Annotated in this window: 21 protein-coding genes; 11 read left to right on the plus strand and 10 right to left on the minus strand. The window is 67.2% G+C overall.

Going from position 1 to position 23218, the window contains the following annotated elements; translation table 11 throughout:
• Window positions 1-69 precede the first annotated feature (69 nt).
• Together mshC and ACWDUN_RS05990 are read left to right on the plus strand one after the other, a co-directional pair.
• Window positions 70-1308: a cysteine--1-D-myo-inosityl 2-amino-2-deoxy-alpha-D-glucopyranoside ligase gene (mshC, locus tag ACWDUN_RS05985; RefSeq protein WP_449925754.1), complete on the plus strand. Its 1239-nt coding sequence runs from the start codon at window positions 70-72 to the stop codon at window positions 1306-1308.
• Between the two features lie 17 nt (window positions 1309-1325).
• Entirely contained in the window at window positions 1326-2207 is an 882-nt protein-coding gene (locus ACWDUN_RS05990) for an SDR family oxidoreductase (RefSeq protein WP_449925756.1), read from the plus strand.
• On the opposite strand, the gene ACWDUN_RS05995 is transcribed toward ACWDUN_RS05990, so the two are convergent.
• Window positions 2204-3073 (minus strand): PAC2 family protein, encoded by an 870-nt coding sequence (locus ACWDUN_RS05995; protein WP_449925757.1) that lies wholly within the window; start codon window positions 3071-3073, stop codon window positions 2204-2206. The two genes, ACWDUN_RS05990 and ACWDUN_RS05995, sit on opposite strands and share 4 nt — an antisense overlap.
• A 394-nt stretch (window positions 3074-3467) precedes the next feature.
• Between ACWDUN_RS05995 and metH the strand changes: the two genes are divergently transcribed.
• Window positions 3468-7208, plus strand: a complete 3741-nt coding sequence (gene metH, locus ACWDUN_RS06000; protein ID WP_449925760.1) for a methionine synthase — start codon at window positions 3468-3470, stop codon at window positions 7206-7208.
• A 3-nt stretch (window positions 7209-7211) separates the two neighbouring features.
• On the opposite strand, the gene ACWDUN_RS06005 is transcribed toward metH, so the two are convergent.
• Window positions 7212-8012: an NAD(P)H-binding protein gene (locus tag ACWDUN_RS06005; RefSeq protein ID WP_449925763.1), complete on the minus strand. Its 801-nt coding sequence runs from the start codon at window positions 8010-8012 to the stop codon at window positions 7212-7214.
• 67 nt (window positions 8013-8079) lie between these two features.
• Here ACWDUN_RS06005 and ACWDUN_RS06010 point away from each other — a divergent pair, with 67 nt between their 5' ends.
• Window positions 8080-8763: an HAD family hydrolase gene (locus ACWDUN_RS06010; protein WP_449925766.1), complete on the plus strand. Its 684-nt coding sequence runs from the start codon at window positions 8080-8082 to the stop codon at window positions 8761-8763.
• Here ACWDUN_RS06010 and ACWDUN_RS06015 read toward each other — a convergent pair whose 3' ends face one another.
• Window positions 8764-9600 (minus strand): serine hydrolase, encoded by an 837-nt coding sequence (locus ACWDUN_RS06015; RefSeq protein ID WP_449925769.1) that lies wholly within the window; start codon window positions 9598-9600, stop codon window positions 8764-8766. It abuts the gene before it with no gap.
• Between the two features lie 218 nt (window positions 9601-9818).
• Between ACWDUN_RS06015 and ACWDUN_RS06020 the strand changes: the two genes are divergently transcribed.
• From ACWDUN_RS06020 to ACWDUN_RS06045, 6 genes are all read left to right on the plus strand, one after another.
• Window positions 9819-11288 (plus strand): sugar porter family MFS transporter, encoded by a 1470-nt coding sequence (locus ACWDUN_RS06020; protein WP_449925771.1) that lies wholly within the window; start codon window positions 9819-9821, stop codon window positions 11286-11288.
• Window positions 11289-11300: 12 nt separating this feature from the next.
• The gene (locus tag ACWDUN_RS06025; RefSeq protein ID WP_449925774.1) at window positions 11301-13625 is read left to right on the plus strand and encodes a putative bifunctional diguanylate cyclase/phosphodiesterase; all 2325 of its coding nucleotides are present in this window, start codon (window positions 11301-11303) and stop codon (window positions 13623-13625) included.
• A gap of 27 nt (window positions 13626-13652) precedes the next feature.
• Window positions 13653-13934: a phosphoribosyl-ATP diphosphatase gene (locus ACWDUN_RS06030; protein ID WP_449925776.1), complete on the plus strand. Its 282-nt coding sequence runs from the start codon at window positions 13653-13655 to the stop codon at window positions 13932-13934.
• Window positions 13934-14779, plus strand: coding sequence for an ATP phosphoribosyltransferase (hisG, locus tag ACWDUN_RS06035; protein WP_449925779.1), 846 nt, complete (start codon window positions 13934-13936; stop codon window positions 14777-14779). Before ACWDUN_RS06030 ends, hisG begins: the two co-directional genes overlap by 1 nt.
• Before the next feature lie 78 nt (window positions 14780-14857).
• Window positions 14858-15358, plus strand: coding sequence for a DUF4126 family protein (locus ACWDUN_RS06040; protein WP_449925781.1), 501 nt, complete (start codon window positions 14858-14860; stop codon window positions 15356-15358).
• The gene (locus ACWDUN_RS06045) at window positions 15358-16737 is read left to right on the plus strand and encodes an FAD-containing oxidoreductase (RefSeq protein WP_449925784.1); all 1380 of its coding nucleotides are present in this window, start codon (window positions 15358-15360) and stop codon (window positions 16735-16737) included. The genes ACWDUN_RS06040 and ACWDUN_RS06045 overlap by 1 nt, the downstream gene beginning before the upstream one ends.
• Here the strand turns inward: ACWDUN_RS06045 and ACWDUN_RS06050 are convergent.
• The 3 genes from ACWDUN_RS06050 to ACWDUN_RS06060 are packed head-to-tail and all read right to left on the minus strand — an operon-like array spanning window position 16721 to window position 18142.
• Complete coding sequence (locus ACWDUN_RS06050; protein WP_449925787.1) at window positions 16721-17323, minus strand: flavodoxin family protein; 603 nt, start codon at window positions 17321-17323, stop codon at window positions 16721-16723. The genes ACWDUN_RS06045 and ACWDUN_RS06050 overlap by 17 nt on opposite strands.
• Complete coding sequence (locus ACWDUN_RS06055) at window positions 17313-17828, minus strand: SRPBCC family protein (protein WP_449925790.1); 516 nt, start codon at window positions 17826-17828, stop codon at window positions 17313-17315. The genes ACWDUN_RS06050 and ACWDUN_RS06055 overlap by 11 nt, the downstream gene beginning before the upstream one ends.
• Window positions 17825-18142 (minus strand): ArsR/SmtB family transcription factor, encoded by a 318-nt coding sequence (locus tag ACWDUN_RS06060; protein ID WP_449925793.1) that lies wholly within the window; start codon window positions 18140-18142, stop codon window positions 17825-17827. The genes ACWDUN_RS06055 and ACWDUN_RS06060 overlap by 4 nt, the downstream gene beginning before the upstream one ends.
• A gap of 126 nt (window positions 18143-18268) precedes the next feature.
• On the opposite strand from ACWDUN_RS06060, the gene ACWDUN_RS06065 reads away from it, so the two are divergent.
• Entirely contained in the window at window positions 18269-19126 is an 858-nt protein-coding gene (locus tag ACWDUN_RS06065) for a fumarylacetoacetate hydrolase family protein (RefSeq protein WP_449925796.1), read from the plus strand.
• 64 nt (window positions 19127-19190) lie between these two features.
• On the opposite strand, the gene ACWDUN_RS06070 is transcribed toward ACWDUN_RS06065, so the two are convergent.
• From ACWDUN_RS06070 to ACWDUN_RS06085, 4 genes are all read right to left on the minus strand, one after another.
• Window positions 19191-20696, minus strand: a complete 1506-nt coding sequence (locus tag ACWDUN_RS06070; protein ID WP_449926313.1) for a tripartite tricarboxylate transporter permease — start codon at window positions 20694-20696, stop codon at window positions 19191-19193.
• Window positions 20696-21184, minus strand: coding sequence for a tripartite tricarboxylate transporter TctB family protein (locus tag ACWDUN_RS06075; RefSeq protein WP_449925799.1), 489 nt, complete (start codon window positions 21182-21184; stop codon window positions 20696-20698). The genes ACWDUN_RS06070 and ACWDUN_RS06075 overlap by 1 nt, the downstream gene beginning before the upstream one ends.
• Entirely contained in the window at window positions 21181-22170 is a 990-nt protein-coding gene (locus tag ACWDUN_RS06080; RefSeq protein WP_449925801.1) for a Bug family tripartite tricarboxylate transporter substrate binding protein, read from the minus strand. Before ACWDUN_RS06080 ends, ACWDUN_RS06075 begins: the two co-directional genes overlap by 4 nt.
• 128 nt (window positions 22171-22298) lie before the next feature.
• Complete coding sequence (locus ACWDUN_RS06085; RefSeq protein ID WP_449925804.1) at window positions 22299-23204, minus strand: LysR family transcriptional regulator; 906 nt, start codon at window positions 23202-23204, stop codon at window positions 22299-22301.
• Window positions 23205-23218: the final 14 nt, after the last annotated feature.

Consider the following 23218-nt stretch of genomic DNA (forward strand, 5'->3'; position numbering starts at 1 on the left):
TGTCGGTTCTGCACGAGAGTGCCCAACCACCGGAGGGAACAGGTGACCGGACAACCTAGAGTCGACGTCATGCAGTCCTGGCCGGCGCCGACCGTTCCCACCTTGCCCGGAACGGGCGTGCCGCTGCGGCTCTATGACACCGCCGACCGTCAGGTCCGGCCGGTCTCGCCGGGCCCGACCGCCACCATGTACGTCTGCGGTATCACCCCCTATGACGCCACCCACCTCGGCCACGCCGCCACCTATCTGACGTTCGACCTGGTCAATCGGGTCTGGCGGGACGCCGGCCACGACGTGCACTACGTGCAGAACATCACCGACGTCGACGACCCGCTGTTCGAGCGGGCCGAGCGCGACGGTATCGACTGGCGGATGCTCGGCGACCGTGAGACGCAACTCTTCCGCGAGGACATGACCGCCCTGCGGGTGCTGCCGCCGCGGGATTACGTTGCCGCCACCGATGCCATCGCCGAGGTCGTCGAACTGGTCGAGAAGATGCTGGCGTCCGGAGCCGCCTACGTCGTCGACGATGCGCAGTATCCCGACGTCTACTTCCGCGCCGATGCCACCCGCCAGTTCGGCTACGAGTCCGGATACGACCACGACACCATGTCGCGCCTGTTCGCCGAGCGCGGCGGCGACCCGGACCGCGCCGGCAAGGTGGACCCGCTGGACGCGCTGCTGTGGCGGATCCAGCGGCCGGGGGAGCCGAGCTGGCCCTCACCGTTCGGCGACGGCCGTCCCGGCTGGCACGTGGAGTGCGCCGCGATCGCGCTGTCCCGGATCGGATCCGGGCTCGACATCCAGGGCGGCGGATCGGATCTGATCTTCCCCCATCACGAGTTCTCGGCCGCACACGCCGAATCTGCCAGTGGCGAGCGCCGATTCGCGCGGCACTATGTGCATTCCGGGATGATCGGCTGGGACGGCCACAAGATGAGCAAGAGCCGCGGCAACCTGGTCCTGGTCTCGCGCCTGCGGGCCGACGGGGTGGATCCCTCCGCCGTGCGGCTCGGGCTGTTCGCCGGGCACTACCGCGAGGACCGGTTCTGGAGCGATGAGGTGCTCGAGCAGGCCCGGACGCGCCTGCAGCAGTGGCGAACCGCCGCCGCGTTGCCGTCCGGCCCGGCGGCCGGTGATCTGCTCGGCCGTGTCCGGGGATATCTCGCCGACGATCTGAACACCCCGAAAGCCCTTGCCGCCATTGATGGTTGGTGTACCGACGCGCTGACCTACGGTGGCGCCGACCCGGCCGCACCGCGGTTGGTCGCCGAGCTCGTCGACGCATTGCTGGGCGTGCAGCTCTGAGCGAGTAGGTTGACGCCATGGGCTCATTGCACGGCAAGGTCGTCTTCATCACCGGAGGAGCGCGCGGCGTCGGCGCGGAGGTGGCCCGCAGGCTGCGCCGCAAGGGCGCGAAGCTGGTCCTGACCGACCTGGACCAGGCGCCGCTGAGTGCGCTGGCCGACGAACTCGGCGGGGACGCCCACGTGCTGACCTCGCTGGCCGACGTCCGCGATCTGGCCGCCATGCAGAGGGCGGCCGATGCCGCCGTCGAGCGGTTCGGCGGTATCGACATCGTGCTGGCCAACGCCGGCATCGCCAGTTTCGGCTCGGTGCTGCAGGTCGATCCCGACGCGTTCCGGCGGGTCATCGACGTCAACATCATCGGCGTGTTCAACACCGTCCGCGCCACCCTGCCCGCCGTCCTGCAGCGTCGCGGCTACGTACTGGTGGTGTCCTCGCTGGCGGCATTCACCTCCGCACCCGGGCTGGCCGCCTACCACGCGTCCAAGGCCGGGGCCGAATACTTCGCCAACACGCTGCGCCTGGAGGTGGCGCACCGCGGCGTCGACGTCGGCTGCGCGCACATGAGCTGGATCGACACCCCGCTCGTGCAGGACGCCAAGGCCGACCTGTCCACCTTCCGCGAGATGCTCACCCGGATGCCCGGACCGCTGAAGAAGACCACCACGGTCGCCGACTGCGGCGCGGCGTTCGTCCGCGGTATCGAACGGCGCAGCAAGCGGATCTACAGCCCGAGCTGGGTGGGGGTGTTCCGGTGGATCCGCCCGGTGGTGTCGACGCCGGTCGCCGAACGCGATATCCGCCGCTTCACCCCGGAGCTGCTGCCGCAACTCGACGCCGAGGTGGCTGCACTCGGTCGCTCGCTCAGCGCGCGCACCGAGGCGCTGGAGCAGCCTTAGCGGCCGCGCCGGCGCAGATAACGCTCGAACTCGGCGGCCAGCGCATCACCGTCGATCTTGCCCAGCGCGTCGTTCATGTCGACCTCGGCGTCACCGCGTTCCTCCAGCGACTGCACGTACTCGGCGATCTCGTCGTCCTCTGCGGTCATCTCGGTGACCGCCTGTTCCCACTCCTCGGCCGCGGTCGGCAGGTCGGCCAGCGGCACCTCGATGTCCAGCACATCCTCGACACGGCGCAGCAGCGCGACCGTCGCCTTCGGGTTCGGTGGCTGCGACACGTAATGCGGCACCGCGGCCCAGAACGTCACCGCCGGGATCCCGGCCTGCACGCAGGCGTCCTGGAACACCCCGGCGATACCGGTCGGGCCCTCGTAACGGGTCTCCTCCAGGCCGAAGAACTTCGCCGAATCGGCGGAGTAGGCGGCACCGGACACCGGCACCGGGCGGGTATGCGGCGTGTCGGCCAGCAGAGCGCCGAGGATGACCACGGTGTCGACGTTGAGCTTGTCGGCGATCGCCAGCAGTTCGGCGCAGAAGGTGCGCCAGCGCATATTGGGCTCGACACCGTGCATCAGCACGATGTCGCGGTCGCTGCCGGGTGGTCGGCAGTGCGAGATGCGCATCGACGGCCACACCAGCTCGCGGGTGACCCCATCCACCTGCCGGATCACCGGACGGTTCACCTGGTAGTCGTAGTAGGACTCGTCGTCGATCTCGACGAGGGTCTCGGCCTCCCAGATGGAGTCGAGGTGTTCGAGCGCACCGCTGGCCGCGTCACCGGCGTCGTTCCAGCCCTCGAAGGCCGCCACGACGACCGTGTTCTGCAGGTTCGGCAGGCGGGGTCCGCTCGTATCCGACGGTGTCACACTGCCAGCGTAAGCCCTGACCGGCGGTCCTGAGCCGCGCCGGGCCGCGTGGCGAAACGTCGGCCATTTCGGCACGTCGCGGGCGGCGCCGGGCAAAACGAGTTGGCTAGCCGGACTACCCTTGTAGCGGTAACGGGGACCGCGACCACGCCGGCCGCCGTCGCGACGAAATACCGTCGGTGGCAGGCTGGTTGACTTCGGTGCCCGCGATATGGCCGACAGTTCCGTGAGTCGTGACTCGCGGCACCGAGTTGGGCGTCCGCACGTCGGCGGGACAACGACGTAGACTCATCGAGGTCGAGAGGCGTTGCAACGGCTGCTAGGGGGGTTGGTCCTCCGGTATCCGCCACGCTCGGCAGAGTCAAGGACGCCTTCCGCCACGGAAGGAGTGCACATGAGCGCCGTCGAGAGCAAGGCCTTCGCGCCGAACGTCCGTCCCGACTGCACCGACGAACTCAAGGCCGCACTCGAACAGCGGATCGTGGTGATCGACGGTGCGATGGGCACGGCCATCCAGCGCGACCGGCCCGACGAGGCCGGGTACCGCGGCGAACGGTTCGCCGACTGGCCCAGTGATCTGGTGGGCAACAACGATCTGCTGAACCTGACGCAGCCGCACATCATCGAGGGAATCCACCGCGAGTATCTGCAGGCCGGCGCCGACATCCTGGAGACCAACACGTTCAATGCGAACGCGGTCTCCCTGGCCGATTACGGCATGCAGGAACTGGCCTACGAGCTCAACTACGCCGGCGCCGCGCTGGCGCGCGCGGCCTGCGACGAGTTCAGCACGCCCGACAAGCCGCGCTATGTCGCCGGTGCTCTCGGCCCGACCACCCGGACCGCCTCCATCTCGCCCGACGTCAACGACCCGGGCGCCCGCAATGTCTCCTACGACCAACTGGTCGCCGCCTACCTCGAAGCCGCCAATGGTCTGGTCGACGGCGGCGCCGATCTCATCATCGTCGAGACGATCTTCGACTCGCTGAACGCCAAGGCCGCCGTCTTCGCGGTCGAGACGCTGTTCGAGGACCGCGGGCGCCGCTGGCCGGTGATCATCTCCGGCACCATCACCGACGCATCGGGGCGGACGCTGTCCGGTCAGGTGACCGAGGCGTTCTGGAACGCCATCCGGCACGCCAAGCCGATCGCGGTCGGGCTGAACTGTGCGCTGGGCGCACCGGAGATGCGGCCCTACATCGCCGAGATGGCGCGCATCGCGGACACCTATGTGTCCTGCTATCCGAACGCCGGGCTGCCCAACGCCTTCGGCGAGTACGACGAGTCCCCGCAGCGGCAGGCCTCCTATATCGCCGAGTTCGCCGACGCCGGGCTGGTCAACCTGGTCGGCGGCTGCTGCGGCACGGCACCGCCGCATATCGCCGAGATCGCCAAGGTCGTCGACGGCAAGACCCCACGCCGGCTCCCGCAGATCGAGGTGGCCACCCGGCTGTCAGGCCTGGAGCCGCTGAACATCACCGAGGATTCGCTGTTCGTCAACATCGGAGAGCGCACCAACATCACCGGTTCGGCGCGGTTCCGCAACCTGATCAAGGCCGAGGACTACGACACCGCGCTGTCGGTGGCCCTGCAGCAGGTCGAGGTCGGTGCGCAGGTCATCGACATCAACATGGACGAGGGCATGATCGACGGCATCGCCGCGATGGACCGGTTCACCAAGCTGATCGCGGCCGAGCCCGATATCAGCCGCGTCCCGGTGATGATCGACTCCTCGAAATGGGAGGTCATCGAGGCGGGCCTGAAGAACGTGCAGGGCAAGCCGATCGTCAACTCGATCTCCCTGAAGGAGGGCGAGGAGAAGTTCATCCGCGAGGCCCGGTTGTGCCGCAAGTACGGCGCGGCCGTGGTGGTGATGGCCTTCGACGAACAGGGCCAAGCCGACAATCTGGAGCGCCGCAAGGAAATCTGCGGGCGGGCCTACCGGATCCTGACCGAAGAGGTCGGCTTCCCGGCCGAGGACATCATCTTCGACCCGAACTGCTTCGCGCTGGCCACCGGTATCGAGGAGCACGCCACCTACGGCATCGACTTCATCGAGGCCTGCGCGTGGATCAAGGAGAACCTGCCCGGGGTGCACATCTCCGGTGGCATCTCCAACGTGTCGTTCTCGTTCCGAGGTAACAACCCGGTCCGCGAGGCCATCCACTCGGTGTTCTTGTTCCACGCCATCAAGGCCGGCCTGGACATGGGCATCGTCAACGCCGGTGCGCTGGTGCCCTACGACTCGATCGACCCCGAACTGCGGGACCGGATCGAGGACGTCGTGCTGAACCGCCGCGAGGACGCGGCCGAGCGGCTGCTGGAGATCGCCGAGCGGTTCAACAAGTCCGACAAGTCCGAGGACCTGGCAGCGGCCGAATGGCGTTCGCTCCCGGTCCGTCAGCGCATCACGCATGCCCTGGTCAAGGGCATCGACGCCCACGTCGACGACGACACCGAGGAACTGCGCGCCGAGATCGCCGCCGCGGGCGGGCGCCCCATCGAGGTCATCGAGGGCCCGCTGATGGACGGTATGAACGTCGTCGGCGACCTGTTCGGGTCCGGCAAGATGTTCCTGCCCCAGGTGGTGAAGTCGGCCCGGGTGATGAAGAAGGCCGTCGCGTACCTGCTGCCCTATATCGAGGCCGAGAAGCAGCCCGGTGATGCCGAACGCAGCAACGGCACCATCGTGATGGCCACCGTCAAGGGCGACGTCCACGACATCGGCAAGAACATCGTCGGGGTCGTCCTGCAGTGCAACAACTACACCGTGGTCGACCTCGGGGTGATGGTGCCCGCGAGCAAGATCCTGGACGCGGCCAGGGAGCACAACGCCGACATCATCGGGTTGTCCGGCCTGATCACCCCGTCGTTGGACGAGATGGTCAACTTCGCCGTCGAGATGGAGCGCGAAGGCCTGGAGATCCCGCTGCTGATCGGCGGTGCCACCACCTCGCGCGCCCACACCGCGGTGAAGGTGGCCCCGCGCCGCGGCGGCCCGGTCGTCTGGGTCAAGGACGCGTCGCGCTCGGTGCCGGTGGCCGCCGCGCTGCTCGACGACAAACAGCGACCGGCCCTGCTGGAGGCCACCGAGAAGGATTACGCGGCCCTTCGCGAACGGCACGCCCAGAAGAACGAGCGGCCGATGCTCACCCTGGAGAAGGCCCGGGCGAACCGGACGCCGGTCGACTGGGAGGGCTACACCCCGCCGGTGCCCGCCCACGGCCTCGGTGTGCGTGAATTCCTCGACTACGACCTGGCCGAACTGCGTGAGTACATCGACTGGCAGCCGTTCTTCAATGCGTGGGAGATGAAGGGCCGCTTCCCCGACATCCTGAACAACCCGGCGTCGGGGGAGGCCGCCCGCAAGCTGTACGACGACGCCCAGGAGATGCTCGACACCGCGATCAAGGAGAAGTGGCTGACCGCCAACGGGGTCATCGGCTTCTTCTGCGCCAACGCCGTCGGCGACGATATCGAGGTCTACACCGACGACTCCCGCACCGAGGTGCTGACCACGCTGCGCAACCTGCGGCAACAGGGTGAGCACCGCGACGGGATCCCGAACCGGAGCCTCGGTGACTACGTCGCGCCCAAGGACACGGGTCTGTCCGACCACATCGGCGCCTTCGCCGTCACCGCGGGACTGGGCAGCGCCGACAAGATCGCGGAGTTCAAGGCGGATCTCGACGATTACAGCGCGATCCTGCTGGAGTCACTCGCCGACCGGCTGGCCGAGGCATTCGCCGAACGGATGCATCAGCGGGTCCGCACCGAGTTCTGGGGATATGAGCCCGACGAGCAACTCGACAACGACGCCTTGATCGGGGAGCGCTATGTCGGCATCCGGCCGGCTCCGGGTTACCCGGCCTGCCCCGAGCACACCGAGAAGACGACATTGTTCGACCTGCTGGACGTGACGACGCGCACCGGTATCGAACTGACCGATTCGATGGCGATGTGGCCCGGCGCGGCCGTCAGCGGCTGGTACTTCTCACATCCGCAGTCGCAGTACTTCGTCGTCGGCCGGCTGGCCCAGGACCAGGTGGCCGACTACGCCCGGCGTAAGGGCTGGACGCTCAAGGAAGCCGAGCGCTGGTTGGGCCCCAATCTCGGTTACAACCCCGAGGACTGAGGTCTACCCGTCGAACTGGTCGCGGTGACGGGCCGCCCACGCAGCCATGCTCTCGGCCGGCGTGCCCGTCAACCGCTCGACATTGTCGTTGGCGTCCTGCGGTTGGTGCGCGCCGTCGAAGAGGTCCAGGTACCAGTCGACGCCGTCGCCCATGATCGGCCGCAGCACCTCGTCGGCCTCGGTGCGGGTGCAGCGCTGCATCCGCACCGGCTTGCCCAGACCGACACCGATCTGGTGGGCGATCTCGGCGCGGGTGATGGCCTGCGGCCCGGTCAGGTCGTACATCCGGTGCAGGTGCGCGTCCGCAGGCTCGGCCAGCAGATGGGCGGCAACCCGGGCGATATCGTCCATCGACACCGGTGACTGGACGGCATCGGGCGCCATATCGCGGACCACGCCGGTCTGGATCTGGGGCGCCCACATGGCGAAGTTCTCGCAGAACTCGCCGGGGCCGAGTTGGGTGTGCGCCAGCCCGGAGGCGGTGACCGCCTCGGCGTGCTCGGTCCAGTGGGCTCCGCCGGACAGCGCCACCACGTACTGCACACCGGCCGCCGCGAGATGCTCCAGCGTGACCGCCAGCGTGGGCGGATACGGCGCCAGATACACCCGGTCCACACCCTGCAGGGCCGAAGGTAACGAATCAGGCTTTCCCAGGTAGCCGGTGACCGCCGTCACCGATTCGGGCAGTGCCGCCCGGGTGGGGTTCACGGTGAGTGCGCGAATATCCTTGACACCCAGCGAGATCAGTTCGTCGACCACCCGGCGGCCGATGTTCCCGGTGGCGCCCGTCACAAGAATCGTCATGCCGTACACCGTATCTACGCGCACCGACAGATTTCGGTTGCGCGTGTGTCGATGAGACAATGCGGTCATGCGTGCGGTGCTGTGGGACATGGACGGCACCCTCGTCGACTCCGAAAAGCTGTGGGACCTCGCGATCGACGAGTTCTACCGGCGCCACGACCGGGTGCTGACCCCGCAGGTGCGCACCACGACCGTCGGCGGATCCAGTGAAAACGTCATGAAGATCGTCTATGCCGATCTGGGACTGGATCCCGATCCGGTGGCCATGGCGGACACGGCCGATTGGATGCACGAATATGTCGGCGAACTGTTCGCCGGCGGTCTGCCGTGGTGCGCCGGTGCCCGCGAGATGCTCGACGCGCTGACCGCCGACGGCACCACCATGGCGCTGGTGACCAATACCCGCCGGGGGTTGACCGAGAAGGCTCTCGACAGCATCGGGCGCGACTATTTCACCGTGACCGTGTGCGGTGACGAGGTTGCCTCGGGCAAGCCCGCGCCCGACCCGTACCTGCACGCCGCGGCGTGCCTCGGACTCGACCCCGCCGACTGTCTGGCGGTCGAGGATTCGGTGACCGGGACCGCCGCCGCGGAGGCCGCCGGCTGCGCGGTGTTGGTCGTGCCCAACGAGATCGAGGTGCCCACCGGTGCGCGTCGCAGGCATGCCGATTCGCTGGCCGGCCTGACCGCCGACGATCTGCGCGCCGTGCACGCCGAACTCACCGGCGGCTGGGGCGCACGCAGCGCCTGATCAGGCCGTGCCGGCAGGGAACACCGTGCCGGCGGCCCGGGTGACGGTGTCGCGGGCGGTGGCGGCGTCATCGGGTTCCAACGAGCCGATCGCCATCGCGTAGCGGCGGTCCGGGCCGATCAGGCCGGTGGACACGTGCAGTTGGTTGCCCCCGTTCCAACAGCAGAACCAGCCCTGCTTGACCGCGACCGGAACCCCGGGTATCCCGTCGGGAATTCCGAACCGCTGCGGGTAACCGTCGTTCCCGGCCGGGGTCGACCGCGCGAGGTTCTCGACGATGATGGCGGCCCGATCCGGCGGCAATCCGCCGGAGCCGTCCAACAGCATGCCGTAGTAGCGGACCAGATCGGTTGCCGTGCTCTGTGTGACATCCCAGCGCCCGTTCGACGGTGCGGTGGTGCCCGGCAGTCCGTACCGTTCCTTGACGCGGGCGCTGATGGCGTTCTGCCCGCCGCGGTCCCAGAACATCTGGGCCGCACTGTCATCGGAGGCGCGCAGCATCGCATCCAGTGACGCCCGGTCGGCGGGGGAGAGTTCGGCATCGCCCTGCGACTCGCGCAGCAGCAGATCATCGGCGATGAACAACTTCACCACCGACGCGATCGGGAACGGTTGTGTCGAGCCGTCGGAGAAGACCTGACCGGTGGTTCGGTCCAGCACGGCCACTTCGATATCCGCTCCGGATTCGGCCGCCTCGGCGGTAGCCTGCCGCACCCGGTTGTCGAGCCCGGCGGCCGGCGGCGCCGGTTGGGCGGGCTCCGGCGGCTCGGCCCAGGCCTGCGCCGCAGAACCCGTCACGAGCAGTGCCGCGGCGCATACCGCCAGCCTCCGACGCATGGGATCTCCTTCGTACGGGGCCTCAGCCGGAACATGGTGACAAGGCTGTACCCACCGATGCGCCACGTTAACCGACTGCGGGCACACCGAGACGGGCGTGCGAACCGGGCCGTCGGCCGGGACCGCGGAATTCGACCATGGGATACGGCCAATTCGGGGCGGTGTCTGTGCCATCGTGAGGTGTCACGCATCACTGATTGCTGCGGAAGGACAACCCGATGACCCACGGTCCCGTCGGCGGGGATGACACCTCTTTCCTCGATGACGATTCTCAGTTCACTTCCGGGCGCACTGCCGTCCGGATCGCCACGGTGGCCGCGCTGGGCGGTCTGCTGTTCGGTTACGACAGCGCGGTGATCAACGGCGCGGTCAGCTCCATCCAGGAGGATTTCGGCATCGGCAATGCCGAGTTGGGCTTCGCGGTGGCCTCGGCGCTTCTCGGTGCGGCGGTCGGCGCGATGACCGCGGGCCGGATCGCCGACCGGATAGGCCGCATCGCGGTGATGAAGATCGCGGCGGTGCTGTTCCTGGTGAGTGCCTTCGGCACCGGCTTGGCCCATGACGTCTGGACCGTCGTACTGTTCCGCATCGTCGGCGGCGTCGGCGTCGGCGTCGCATCGGTGATCGCACCCGCCTATATCGCCGAGACCTCGCCACCGCAGATCCGTGGACGTCTCGGCTCCCTGCAGCAACTCGCGATCGTGTTGGGTATCTTCGCCTCATTCGCCGTCAACTGGCTGTTGCAGTGGGCGGCCGGCGGTGCCAACGAGGTGTTGTGGCTGGGCCTGGACGCCTGGCGATGGATGTTCCTGGCCATGGCGGTGCCTGCGGTGCTCTATGGCGCGCTGGCCTACACCATCCCGGAATCGCCGCGTTATCTCGTTGCCAGCCACAAGATCCCGGAGGCGCGCCGGGTGCTCAGGATGTTGCTGGGGCAGAAGAACCTGGAGATCACCATCACCCGCATCCAGGACACCCTGGAACGCGAGGACAAGCCGTCGTGGCGAGACCTGCGCAAGCCGACGGGCGGGATCTACGGCATCGTCTGGGTCGGTCTGGGGCTGTCGATCTTCCAGCAGTTCGTCGGCATCAACGTGATCTTCTATTACTCGAATGTGCTGTGGCAGGCCGTCGGATTCAGTGCCGACGAGTCGGCCATCTACACCGTCATCACCTCGGTGATCAACGTGCTGACCACCTTGATCGCGATCGCCCTGATCGACAAGATCGGCCGTAAACCGCTGCTGCTCATCGGTTCGGCCGGCATGGCGGTCACGCTGGCCACCATGGCCGTCATCTTCGCCAACGCCACCGTCGGTGCCGACGGCACGCCCAGCCTGCCCGGGGCGTCCGGGGTGATCGCGCTGATCGCGGCGAACCTGTTCGTCGTCGCGTTCGGCATGTCGTGGGGTCCGGTGGTCTGGGTGCTGCTCGGCGAGATGTTCCCCAACCGCATCCGCGCCGCGGCCCTGGGCCTGGCGGCCGCGGGCCAGTGGGCAGCCAACTGGGCCATCACCGTCAGCTTCCCCGAACTGCGCGATCACCTCGGCATCGCATACGGTTTCTACGCGCTGTGCGCTGTCCTGTCGTTCGTCTTCGTCTCGAAGTGGGTGCGTGAAACCAAGGGTGTGTCACTGGAGGACATGCATGCCGAGTTGCTCAGCGAGGACAAACCCATCGCGAAGTGACCGTGGTGCCGCGTGACCGATAGGCGGTTTTTCTCGACATCGGAGGCGGCCGCGATCGCGGTGCCCTGCGCCCTGGTGCCGGCGTTGGCCGCGACGATGCTGTTCGGTGGGCGAACGGGTGTCGCGGCGATCCTCAACGACGTCATCTCGTTGGCGCTGTCGATGTTCGCCACTGCGTGTGCGGTGGTGGCGACGCGGGAGGCGGACGGCGCTAACCGCCGCGCCTGGCTGACGTTGACGGTGGCGCTGACCGCATGGGTGGTCGGGGACGCGGTCTGGCTGGTGTACGACGTGATCCTGCGCGAACCGCCGTCACCGTCGCCGGCGGACCTGCTGTACCTCGTGTTCACCGTGTTGGTCGCGGCCGGTCTGTCACAGCTGCTCACCGCCACCGCTCGGGTACCACGGCTCAATCTGTTGCTCGATGCGCTGACCGTATCGTTGTGTCTGCTTCTGCTGACGTGGATCTTCAGTCTGAACCGGGTGTTCGACAGCTACCGCAGCGGCGGGGCGGGACTCCCGCTGACCATGATCAACGCGTTGGTCGATGTCGTCGTGCTCTCGGTGGCGGTGCTGGCCCTGGCCCGGTCGCGGCGGCGACGGCCGGTGGCGCTGTCGATCATCACCATCGCGCTGCTGCTCATCACCATCGGCGACACGACCTTGGCATATCTGGTCGTCGGCGGCGGCTATCACACCGGCCACTGGATCGACCTGATGTGGGCGACCGCCATGGCGCTGTTCGCGATTGCCGCACTGTTGAGCCGGCGCCCGCGCGCGGTTCCCGACCGTCCCGCGCCGGTCCCGTCCCCGTCATCGTTGTGGTTGCCCTATGTCCCGGTGCTGCTGGTCGGGGTGCTGGGGCCGGCGGTCGTGATGCGCGGTTTCGAGAGCCTGCTCGTGCAGCTGCTGATGTGTGTCATCTGCGGTCGACAGATGCTCACGGCGTGGGAGAACCGGCGGCTGTTGGCCGCCGCGGCCGATCAGGCGCTGCGAGATCCACTGACCGGATTGGCGAACCGCACGCTGTTCACCGAGCGGCTGGACCACGCGATGCTGTTGCGCACCCGCGACGACCGCACGATCACCGTGCTGTCGATCGATCTCGACGACTTCACACTGGTCAATGACAGTCTCGGGCATTCGGTTGCCGACCGGCTGTTGGTGCAGGCCGGGCAACGCTTCGTCGAGTGCGTGCGTACCGGCGACACAGTCGCGCGGATGAGCGGCGACGAATTCGCGGTCCTGATGGAGGGCGGCGCCGACGATCACCACCTGGTCGCGCGGCGGATGACCGAGGTTTTCACCCGGCCCTTCGCCGTCGACGGTCAGGACGTCGTCGTGCGCCCCAGCATCGGGGTCGCCACGGCGACCAGCGACGAACCATCGGTGACGGCGGAGGTGCTGTTGACCCGCGCCGATATCGCGATGTCCGCGGCGAAACAGTCCAAGACATCGGAGGTGCGGATCTTCGACGAGGACCTCGCCGAGGCCCATACCGAGGTCGCCGGGCATCAGCGCACCGCGGGCGGACCGGCCAGCGTCGGGGTCGAGCGGTTGCGCCTGCTCGGCGAATTGCGGGATGCGATCGATCAGGGCAGCATCGGGGTCGCCTACCAGCCCAAGGTGAGCCTGCTCACCGGCAAGGTCACCGGGGTGGAGGCGCTGTTGCGGTGGCCGCATCCGCGGCTGGGCACGCTGCGACCCGACGTCTTCCTCTCCCTGGTGCGCCAGCACGGTCTCATGCGACCGGTGTCGGAACTGGTGGTCACCAAGGTGCTCGACGACGCCGCGGACTGGCGAGCTCAGGGCTTCGACATCGCGGTCGCGATCAATCTGTTCGCCCCGATGCTGCGCGACACCGAGCTGCCCGATGAGCTGTGCCGCCAACTGGACCGCCGCCGCCTGCCGCACGGGCTGCTGACCGTGGAGATCACCGAGGATCTGGTCCTGACCGAACTGGACACCGTCACCACGGTGCTGAACGAGTTGCGGGAGAGGGGTATTCGGGTCGCAATCGACGATTTCGGCAGCGGGTACTCGGCACTGTCGTATCTGCGCGATCTGGTGGTCGACGAGGTGAAGCTGGACAGTCATTTCATCGCGGCCGTCACCACCGACCATCGCGCCGCGGCCGTCGTGAACTCTGTCATCGACCTGACCCGGATACTCGGGATCTCGGTGGTCGCCGAGGGGGTCGAGGACGCCGACACTGCGGACTGGCTTGCCCGGCATGGCTGCGAGACCGGCCAGGGCTACCACTTCAGCGCGCCGATCGGTCCCGCCCAGGTGCTCACCACCATCGGCGCACTCGGCGCCGCGGGTCCACCGGGTTGATACCGTCTTGGGCCGACACGTGCGCCCATGAAACAATCGCTGTCCGTGAAGACCTTCGACGTGCTGTTCGCCGAGCTCAGTGAGAAAGCTCGAACCCGACCTGCCGGCAGCGGTACCGTGGCCGCGCTGGACGCCGGGGTGCACGGCCTGGGTAAGAAGATCCTCGAAGAGGCCGGTGAGGTGTGGCTGGCCGCCGAGCACGAAAGCAACGACGCCCTGGCCGAGGAGATCAGCCAGTTGCTGTACTGGACTCAGGTGCTGATGCTGTCGCGCGGCCTGAGCCTCGACGACGTGTACCGGAATCTGTGATGTTGCGTGTCGCGGTGCCCAACAAGGGCGCGCTCAGTGAATCGGCTTCGGAGATCCTGTCGGAGGCCGGTTACCGTCGCCGCACGGATCCCAAGGACCTGACGGTCGTCGACCCGGCCAACAATGTCGAGTTCTTCTTCCTGCGGCCCAAGGACATCGCGATCTACGTCGGTTCGGGCGAACTCGACCTCGGCATCACCGGCCGCGACCTGGCCGCCGACGCCGATGCCCCGGTCAAGGAACGACTGGCACTGGGCTTCGGCGCGTCGACCTTCCGCTATGCGGCGCCCGCCGGACGGGACTGGCAGGTCGGCGAGCTGGCGGGCAAGCGGATCGCCACGGCCTACCCGAACCTCGTACGGAAAGATCTGGCCGACAAAGGAATCGAGGCGACCGTCATCCGCCTCGACGGCGCGGTCGAGATCTCGATCCAACTCGGGGTTGCCGATGTCATCGCCGATATCGTCGGTTCGGGACGCACCCTGCGGCTGCACAATCTGGTGGCCTTCGGTGAGTCGCTGTGCGATTCCGAGGCGATCCTGATCGAGCAGGCCGACTCCGAGCCTGATCCCGCGCGCGATCAACTGGCGGCCCGGGTGCAGGGCGTGGTCTTCGGGCAGCAGTACCTGATGCTCGACTATGACTGTCCCCGGTCGCTGCTTGAGCAGGCGACGGCGGTGACGCCCGGATTGGAGTCGCCGACCATCGCGCCGCTGGCCGACCCCGACTGGGTGGCGGTCCGTGCGCTGGTGCCCCGGCGCACCGTCAACACCATCATGGACGAGCTCGCCGCGATCGGCGCCAAGGCGATCCTGGCCTCCGACATCCGGTTCTGCCGCTTCTGATACCGGCCCGATCGCCGCGCCGACGGCCGTCGTGCGTGTTAGCGTCCGGAGATCCTGTGGTCCGGCGCGGAGGTGGTCATGACGGTTGTTCTGGTTCTGCTGTTGGCGTTGCTGATCGGTGTGGTCGCCGGATTGCGTGCCCTCACCCCGCCGGCGGTGGTGGCCTGGGGCGGCATGCTCGGCTGGATCGATCTCGACGGCACCTGGGCGGGATTTCTGACCCATCCCGTCACCGTGGCGGTGCTGACCATCCTGCTGGTGGTGGAACTGGTCACCGATCAGCTGCCCAGCACGCCGCCGCGCACGGTCACCATGCAGTTCGCCGCGCGGCTGCTGACCGGCGCGTTCGCCGGTGCCGTTCTGGTCAGCGGAGTCATCGGTGATGCGACGGTCGGCAACGTCATCTCCGGTATCGGTGCGGGTGTGGTCGGCGCGGTGCTGGGAACCATGGGCGGTTACCGGGCGCGCAAGGCGCTCGTCGAACGCAACGGTGGCAAGGACCTTCCGGTCGCGCTGGTCGAGGATGCCATCGCGGTGGTCGGTGGTTTCGTCGTCGTCTTCCTCGCGTCACTGATCTGATGGCCGCCGAGACAACCGCGTTCGACGCCATCATCGTCGGGGCGGGCCAGGCCGGACCGCCGTTGGCCGGACGCCTCACCCAGGCCGGCCAGCGGGTGGCGGTCATCGAGCGCAAACTGGTCGGCGGAACGTGCGTCAACTACGGCTGTATCCCCACCAAGACCTTGGTGGCCAGCGCGCACGCCGCCCATATCGCCCGTCGTGCAGCGGATTTCGGGATCGGGACCGGTGAGGTCACCGTCGACATGGCGAAGGTGAAGGCGCGCAAGGACGGTATCGTGGCCGCCGACCGCAGCGGGGTCGAATCGTGGATCGACGGGATGGCCGGCGCCACCCTGCTGCGCGGTCATGCCCGGTTCGTGGATCCGCACACCGTGGACGTCGACGGCCGGTTGATCAGCGCCGACCGCATCTTCCTCAATGTCGGCGGACGCGCGGTGGTGCCGGATCTGCCCGGGCTGTCCGATATCGACTATCTGACCAATGTCTCTGTGCTGGAACTCGATACGGTGCCCGATCACCTGGTGGTGGTGGGCGGCAGCTATATCGCCCTGGAGTTCGCGCAGATGTACCGGAGGTTCGGTGCGCGGGTGACCGTGCTCGAGCGCGGGCCGCGGCTGACCTCGCGCGAGGACGAGGATGTGTCGGCCGGCATCCGGGAGATCCTGGAGAACGAGGGCATCGTCGTGCACACCGGCGCCGACGATATCCGGTTCGCCAAGCGGGACAACGGCTTCGAGGTGACCCCGCGGGCCGGTGCCGAACCCATCGTCGGCAGCCATGCCCTGATCGCGGTCGGGCGGGCACCCAACACCGACGACCTGGGCCTGGACCGCGCCGGTGTGCAGACCGATGCCCGCGGCTACATCCAGGTCGACGATCAGTTGCGCACCAATGTCGAGCACATCTGGGCGATGGGGGACTGCAACGGCAAGGGCGCCTTCACCCACACCTCCTACAACGACTACGAGATCGTCGCGGCCAACCTGCTCGACGACGATCCGCGCCGGGTCAGCGATCGCGTGACCACTTACGCCCTGTACATCGATCCGCCGCTGGGCCGCGCCGGGATGACCGCCGACGAGGTGCGTCGCTCCGGCCGAAAGGCGTTGGTGGGCAAGCGCAAGATGACGCGGGTCGGTCGTGCGGTGGAGAAGGGCGAGACGCAGGGGTTCATGAAGGTGGTGGTGGATGCCGAGACCGAGCAGATCCTCGGGGCGTCCATTCTCGGTGTCGGCGGCGACGAGGTGGTGCACGCGATCCTCGACGTGATGACCGCCGAGCTGCCCTACACCGCGATCTCACGCACCATGCACATCCATCCCACCGTCAGCGAGTTGGTGCCCACGCTGCTGCAGGATCTCAAGCCGCTGACGTAGCCGCCCGTCCCGCGTTCAGCTGTGCGGTGACCGCCGCGACGCGCTGCCCGAGATGGGCGAAGGTGGCCAGGTCGGCGGCGTGGACATCCTGCGGCCCGGCATCGACGTCGGTCTGCGCACCGGCGCCGAGCCAGAAGCCCAACCGGTTCAGGTCGTGTTCGCTGCCGCCCGAGCTGTTCCAGCCCGGGCCCAGACCCAGACTGACCCAGTGCATGTGGTGCTGCGCGGCGAACACCGACAGCGAGATCAGGGTCGCCAGCTTGTCACCGCTCTTGGCCCCGGAATTGGTGAACCCCGCCGCCACCTTGTCGCGCCAGGCGCCGGTGATGCATCGCCGCCCGGTCTGCTCGGTGAAGGCCTGGAATCCGGCCGCCACGTTGCCCATATAGGTCGGCGTGCCGAAGATGATGGCGTCGGCACGGTCCAGGGTCGCCCAGTCCGCATCGGTCATCTCCGCAACGGTGACGACGGTGACGTGCGCCCCGGCGGCGCGGGCGCCATCGGCCACGGCGGCCGCCAGTGCGGCGGTGTGGCCGAACCCGGAGTGGTAGGCCACCGCGACGGTGGGCGCGATGTCAGATGTCATGGGTGTCTCCCTCGGTGTAGATCGATTGGGCCAGTTGTCGATAACGTTGCGACCAGTCCGGCATGGGTGAGTTGTCGAGCAGGGCGATCAGCCGGTCCAGGAAGGCATGGGTACCGGGTCGGAAGCCGTTGGCATTTCGCACTCCGAGGCCGCGGTGGATCAACAGCAGTCGGGTGCCGTCGTTCTCGGGATGTAGTTCGTAGCGCACCAGGCCGGGCTCGACGATCCGCTGGTTCCATTCGTGTTCGAACACCCGCGGCGGATCCCACACCGTGATCCGTCCCGTCATCCGCTTGGCCTCGGCGGGCGCGGGCGGGTCGGCGGGCACCATGTCGATCAGTCCGCCTTCGCGGGGTTCGACAGTGGTGGGGCCCATCCACTGCGCGCGCTCGGCGGGTTCGGTGATCGCGGCCCACACCTCCTCCACGGGGTGCGGCAGCCAGCGCTCGAAGCGCAGCGTCGCACGGTCGCCGTCGATGACGAGTTCGCCTGGCGCATGGGTCATGTGCGGCCTCCGCGGGTGGCGTCGAGGTGTCGTTCCAGGGCATCCAGGTGCGCCGACCAGAAATGCCGGTAGCGGTCGAGCCATTCGTCCATCTCGACCAGGCCGTCGGCGCGCAGGGCGTAGATCCGCCGTTGGGCGTCCGAACGGACTTCCACCAGCCCGACCTCGCGCAGCACCCGCAGATGCCGGGATACCGTCGGCTGGGTCAGCCCGGGCAGGCTGGCGACCAGGTCGCCCGCGGTCCGTTCACCGTCGCGCAGCACGTCGAGCAGAATGCGCCGACTGGGTTCGGCCACCGCCTCAAAGACATCCATCGCCCCAGTATTGCATTCAATCTATATAGATGCAAATGTATATATGGGGGACGACCGCTCAGTCCGATCCCTGCCCATTAGCGCCGCTTAACGCGTTGTCAACTAACCGTCACTGGCTCAAAACCCTTGGGCACTGCGACCATTGGGTTGCTGAGAGGTGCCCGTTGGCGGCGCCCGGTATTACCGCGGAGCACGCGGGAAGGGGCAGATGTGAAGTACGCGCGCATACGGGTGGACGGATGTTGCAGCTGGGCTACGTTGCATGAGAACGGATTTCGTGCCATCGCCGGGGATCTCTACGGTGAGCACCAGGTGGTGGGGCCGGACATTCCGCGTGGGGCCGCACAACTTCTGGCGCCGGCGACGCCGTCGAAGATCTTCTGTCTGGGCCGCAACTATGCCGATCACCGATCTGAGATGGGATTTCAGCACGACGGTTCGCCATCGGTCTTCATGAAAGGCCCCGCCACCGTCATCGGGCCCGACGAGAACATCGTGCTGCCACCCGAACACCTGTCCCGCCACGTCGAGCATGAGGCCGAGCTTGCAGTCGTGATCGGCAGGACGGCGCGAAACGTTCGTTCGGCCGATGCCATGAGCTATGTCTTCGGCTACACGTGTGCCAACGACGTAAGCGCGCGCGACCTACAGCGCAAGGATCCGCACATCACGCGGGCGAAGGGGTTCGACACATTCTGCCCGGTCGGTCCGTGGATCGAGACCGACCTGGACCCAGTGACCGGAGTCCGCCTGCGATGCAGCGTCAATGGTGTTCTGCGTCAAGATGGTTGGACCGCAGACATGACCTACGACATACCGTTCGTGATCGAGTACCTGAGCGCGTTCGCCACGTTGCACCCCGGCGACCTCATTCTCACCGGTTCTCCCGGCGGCACCGAGCCACTGCATCCGGATGACCGGGTAGTCATCGAAATCGACGGCATCGGAGAACTCGTCAACGGTGTGGTGGGTTCGATGAATTGACCCGGGCCGGAACGACCACCAGGGCCCCTTCGCACTCGGTGCGGAGGGGCCCTGGTGGTGCGGTCTAGCTTTCGATCAACTGCTTGTCGACGCTGCGCTTGCGAAGACGTGAGATCAATGGCCACGCGATAACGACCGCGATCACGAGGTAGATGCCGATGCACAGCGGACTGGACACCAGCGTCCAGGCGTCGCCGTCGCTGATCTGCACGGCGCGGCGCAGCTGCAGTTCTGCACGCGGGCCGAGGATCACGCCGACAATGAGCGGCAGCGCCGGCAACCCATACTTGCGCATCATGAATCCGAGGACACCGATAACACCGAGGAAGACGATGTCGAGGGGCTGAGAGTTGACCGAATATGTGCCCAGCACCGCGAAGAAGACGACGCCGGCGTACAGATACGGGCGCGGGATCTTCAACAGTTTCGCCCACAGCGGTGCCAGCGGCAGGTTGATCAGCAGCAGCAGCAGATTGCCGATGAACAGGCTGGCAATCAGCGCCCAGACCAGCTGACTCTCGCTTTCCAACAGCTGAGGGCCCGGTTGGATGCCGTAGGTCGTGAACGCCGCCAAGATCACGGCGGTGGTAGCGCTGGTGGGAAGCCCCAGGGTCAACATGGAGGTCATCGACCCGGCGGCCGATGCGTTGTTGGCGGCCTCCGGTCCGGCGACACCCTCGATGGCGCCCCTGCCGAACTCTTCCGGGTGTTTGGTCAACTTGCGTTCGGTCACATACGACAGGAATGTCGGGATCTCGGCTCCACCGGCCGGGATCGCGCCGAAGGGGTAACCCAGCGCGGTACCGCGCAACCACGGGCGCCACGATCGGGAGAGGTCCGAGCGACTGAGCCACGGCCTGCCGACCGGGATCGGCCGCTCGGGGTCGGTATTGGTGCGCGACGCGATCCACAGTGCCTCACCGATCGCGAAGATCGCGACCGCCACCAACACGATGTCCAGACCATCGAACAGTTGGGGCATCCCGAAGGTGAGCCGCTGCTGGCCGGTCTGCATGTCCAGGCCGACCATCCCGATCAGTAGACCGATACCCAGGGAAGCGAATCCGCGAACGCGCGAGTTGCCCAGTACGGCGGTCACCGAAACGAAGGCCAACACCATGACCGCGAAGTACTCGGGTGCACCCATGCTCAGCGCGAGTTTGGCCACTGGTTCGGCCAGGCCGACCAGCAGCGCCGAACCGATGGTGCCCGCGATGAACGAACCGATCGCCGCAGTTGCCAAAGCCTGTGGGGCACGACCGTTCTTGGCCATCAGGTGACCCTCGATGGCCGTGACGACGGTCGAGCTCTCACCTGGCGTGCGCAACAGGATCGACGTGGTCGACCCTCCATAGGCGCCGCCGTAGAAGATACCGGCGAACATGATGAACGCACTGGTCGGTTCCAGGGCGAAGGTGATGGGCAGCAACAGCGCGACGGTGAGCGAGGTGCCGAGCCCGGGCAGGACACCGACAGCGGTACCGAGCAGAACTCCGATCGCCGCGTACATCAGATTCGTCGGCGTCATCGCCGTAGCGAACCCCTCGGCCAACAGGTTCCAGGTGTCGATCACAGGATTCCCTCCAGGATCCCGGCCGGCAGATTGATCCCGAGAACGCTGAAGAAGAAGTAGAACGAGGTCAGCGCCATCACCGCAGACACGATCAGATTCTGGATATGCCGGCGACCCCCGAATGCGTACACGCAGAGAAAGAACACCGCGCCACCGGCCGGCACCCAGCCGAGCGGTTCGATGGCGACGGCGGCCAGCAGCACGGCGCCGAGAACCACCGCCCAGGTTACCCAGTCAGATCGCTCATCGACGGTGCCCTCTTCCGGTTCACCGACACCTCCGCGCAGCAGGTCCACGGCGATACCCGCTGCGCAGACCAACAGCATGCAGCCCACGAGGATCGGAAAAGCGCTCGGCCCCAACGGACCCCGGGCCATGGTCTGCGCCGGGGCGGTCAGCGTGTCCCAGATCAGAAGTGCCGCCAAGACCGCCAGAACGCCGACGATGATGAACTCGGACGGCCGACGGACTCGCGCGAGGATCATCGCAGTCCGGCTTCGTGCAGGATCCCGGCGACCGATTGTTGCTGCTCGTCGACGAACTGGTCGAACTCGTCACCCGCGAGGAATGCGTCGAGCTGACCGTTTGTCTTGAGACGGTCCTGCCACGCGCTGGAGTCGTGCAACTGCTCGAACACGTCCACGAGCACTTCTCGTTGCTCTTCGCTGAGGCCCGGCGGTGCGACGAACCCACGCCAGTTGGTGAACACCAGATCGACACCCGCCTCCTGCAGGGTCGGTGCGTCCACCGACTCCAGGCGTTGCCCACCGGACACGGCGAGCACCCGGATGGTGCCGGAGTCGACTTGTTCGGCCCATTCGGCGTAGCCGGACGCCGTGAATTGCACTCGCCCGCCGAGGATTGCCGGCAACAGCTCGCCGCCACCGTCGTAGGTCACGAAGTTGACGTCCTGTGGGTTGATGCCGACGGCTTGGGCAAGCAACATGACCTGCTGATAGTCCGGCCCGCCGATCGCGCCGCCGCCGGCGGTGACCGCCGCCGGATCGGCCTTCCACGCCTGGACCAGGTCGTCGAGAGTCTGGAACGGCGATGCGGCGTCCACTGCGATGATCATCGGCTCTTCCAGCACGCGGGCCAGCGGCGTCACGTCGGCGAGCGTCACGGGGGAGTCGTTGGTGATGACGGCACCGACGACGGCCAGGCCGGTGGTCATGATCGTCTGACCATTGCCGTTCAGGTTCACCAGGTCCTGCAGCGCCACTGTCCCTCCTGCGCCGGGTTTGTTCATCACCCGAACACCCGAGGCAATCTGGTCGCCGTCGAGCACCGCGGCGATCTGGCGCGCCATCGTGTCGTATCCGCCGCCGGGGGAGTTTCCTACCAGGATCTCCAGGTTGTCTACCGAAGTCTCTCCGTTGTCGGCCGACTTCCCGGTGGCACCGCAGGCTGTCGCCGCGAGCACCACGCAGCTCAGCACGGCGGATAATCTGACGAGCTTGGACCTATGCATTGTCGAACCTTTCACGCTTCCGCACGGGCGCCCCGCTGGCGCCTATATGGCGACCGCCACAGTGACACGCTTCACTGCCTGAAGACCAGTGCGCATTTGTAATAACTTCGTTTAGCCGTGCTTCAACCTCATAGCGTGCGGCTTGCGGCCACGCTGCGCATGGCCGATACCATCGCCCGGTGCGCCGGGCTGGGCGCCCGGCCGGGAGCGTGGGCGGTGCTGATCCGGCGTGCCGGTACATCGGGCGCAATGCGCCTGATCACCAGGTCATCCCGCAGTGGCTGGGTGGCCAACGCCGGGCACATCGCGACGCCGAAACCGGCAGCCACCATCGCCTGCATCTCGGGGTAGTCATGCGTCTCGACCGACGTCTCCGGCGTGAAGCCGTGCTGGCGGCCACAGCGCTCGAGCACGTCCCGCGTCTGGTGATCGGCGCGTACGACCCAGGTTTCAGCCCGCAGATCCTGCACGTCGACGGTCATCCGGGCAGCCAGCGGATGGGACGCGGGCAGCAGCAGCACCGTCGGATCGTCCATCAGCTGCTCGGCCGTCACGCTCGCATCCTCCACTCGATTCCAGTCGTAGTCCCAGACCAATCCGAGATCGATCTCGCCGCTGATCAACAGCTCGCGGATGGGGGCATCGCGGCTGCTGCGGATCTCGACCGTGACGCCCGGATGGCGGGACCGGAAGCGGGTGATCACCGACGGCAGCAGGGACGCGGCAAATGTCGGGAAGACGCCGATTCGGAGTATGCCCGCGCGTAGACCTGCAAGATCGTTCAGGTCGTTCTCTAGTCCGCGCAGCTGACTCGTGATGGCTTCGGCGCGGGCCACGACCGCCCGACCCGCCTCGGTGAGCCGGACCCCACGGGGATGTCGGTCGACCATCGGCGTGCGCAGGTCCGATTCCAGTCGTCGGATCTGCTGAGACACCGCTGACGGTGTGTAGGACAGTTCCTCGGCGGCGGCCGTCATCGAACCGTGTTGGGCGACAGCGACCAGCACGGCCAGTCGTTCAAGGTCGAACTTCATGCAGCGATAGTAGA

This window comes from Mycobacterium sp. NPDC003323 (assembly GCF_053589535.1).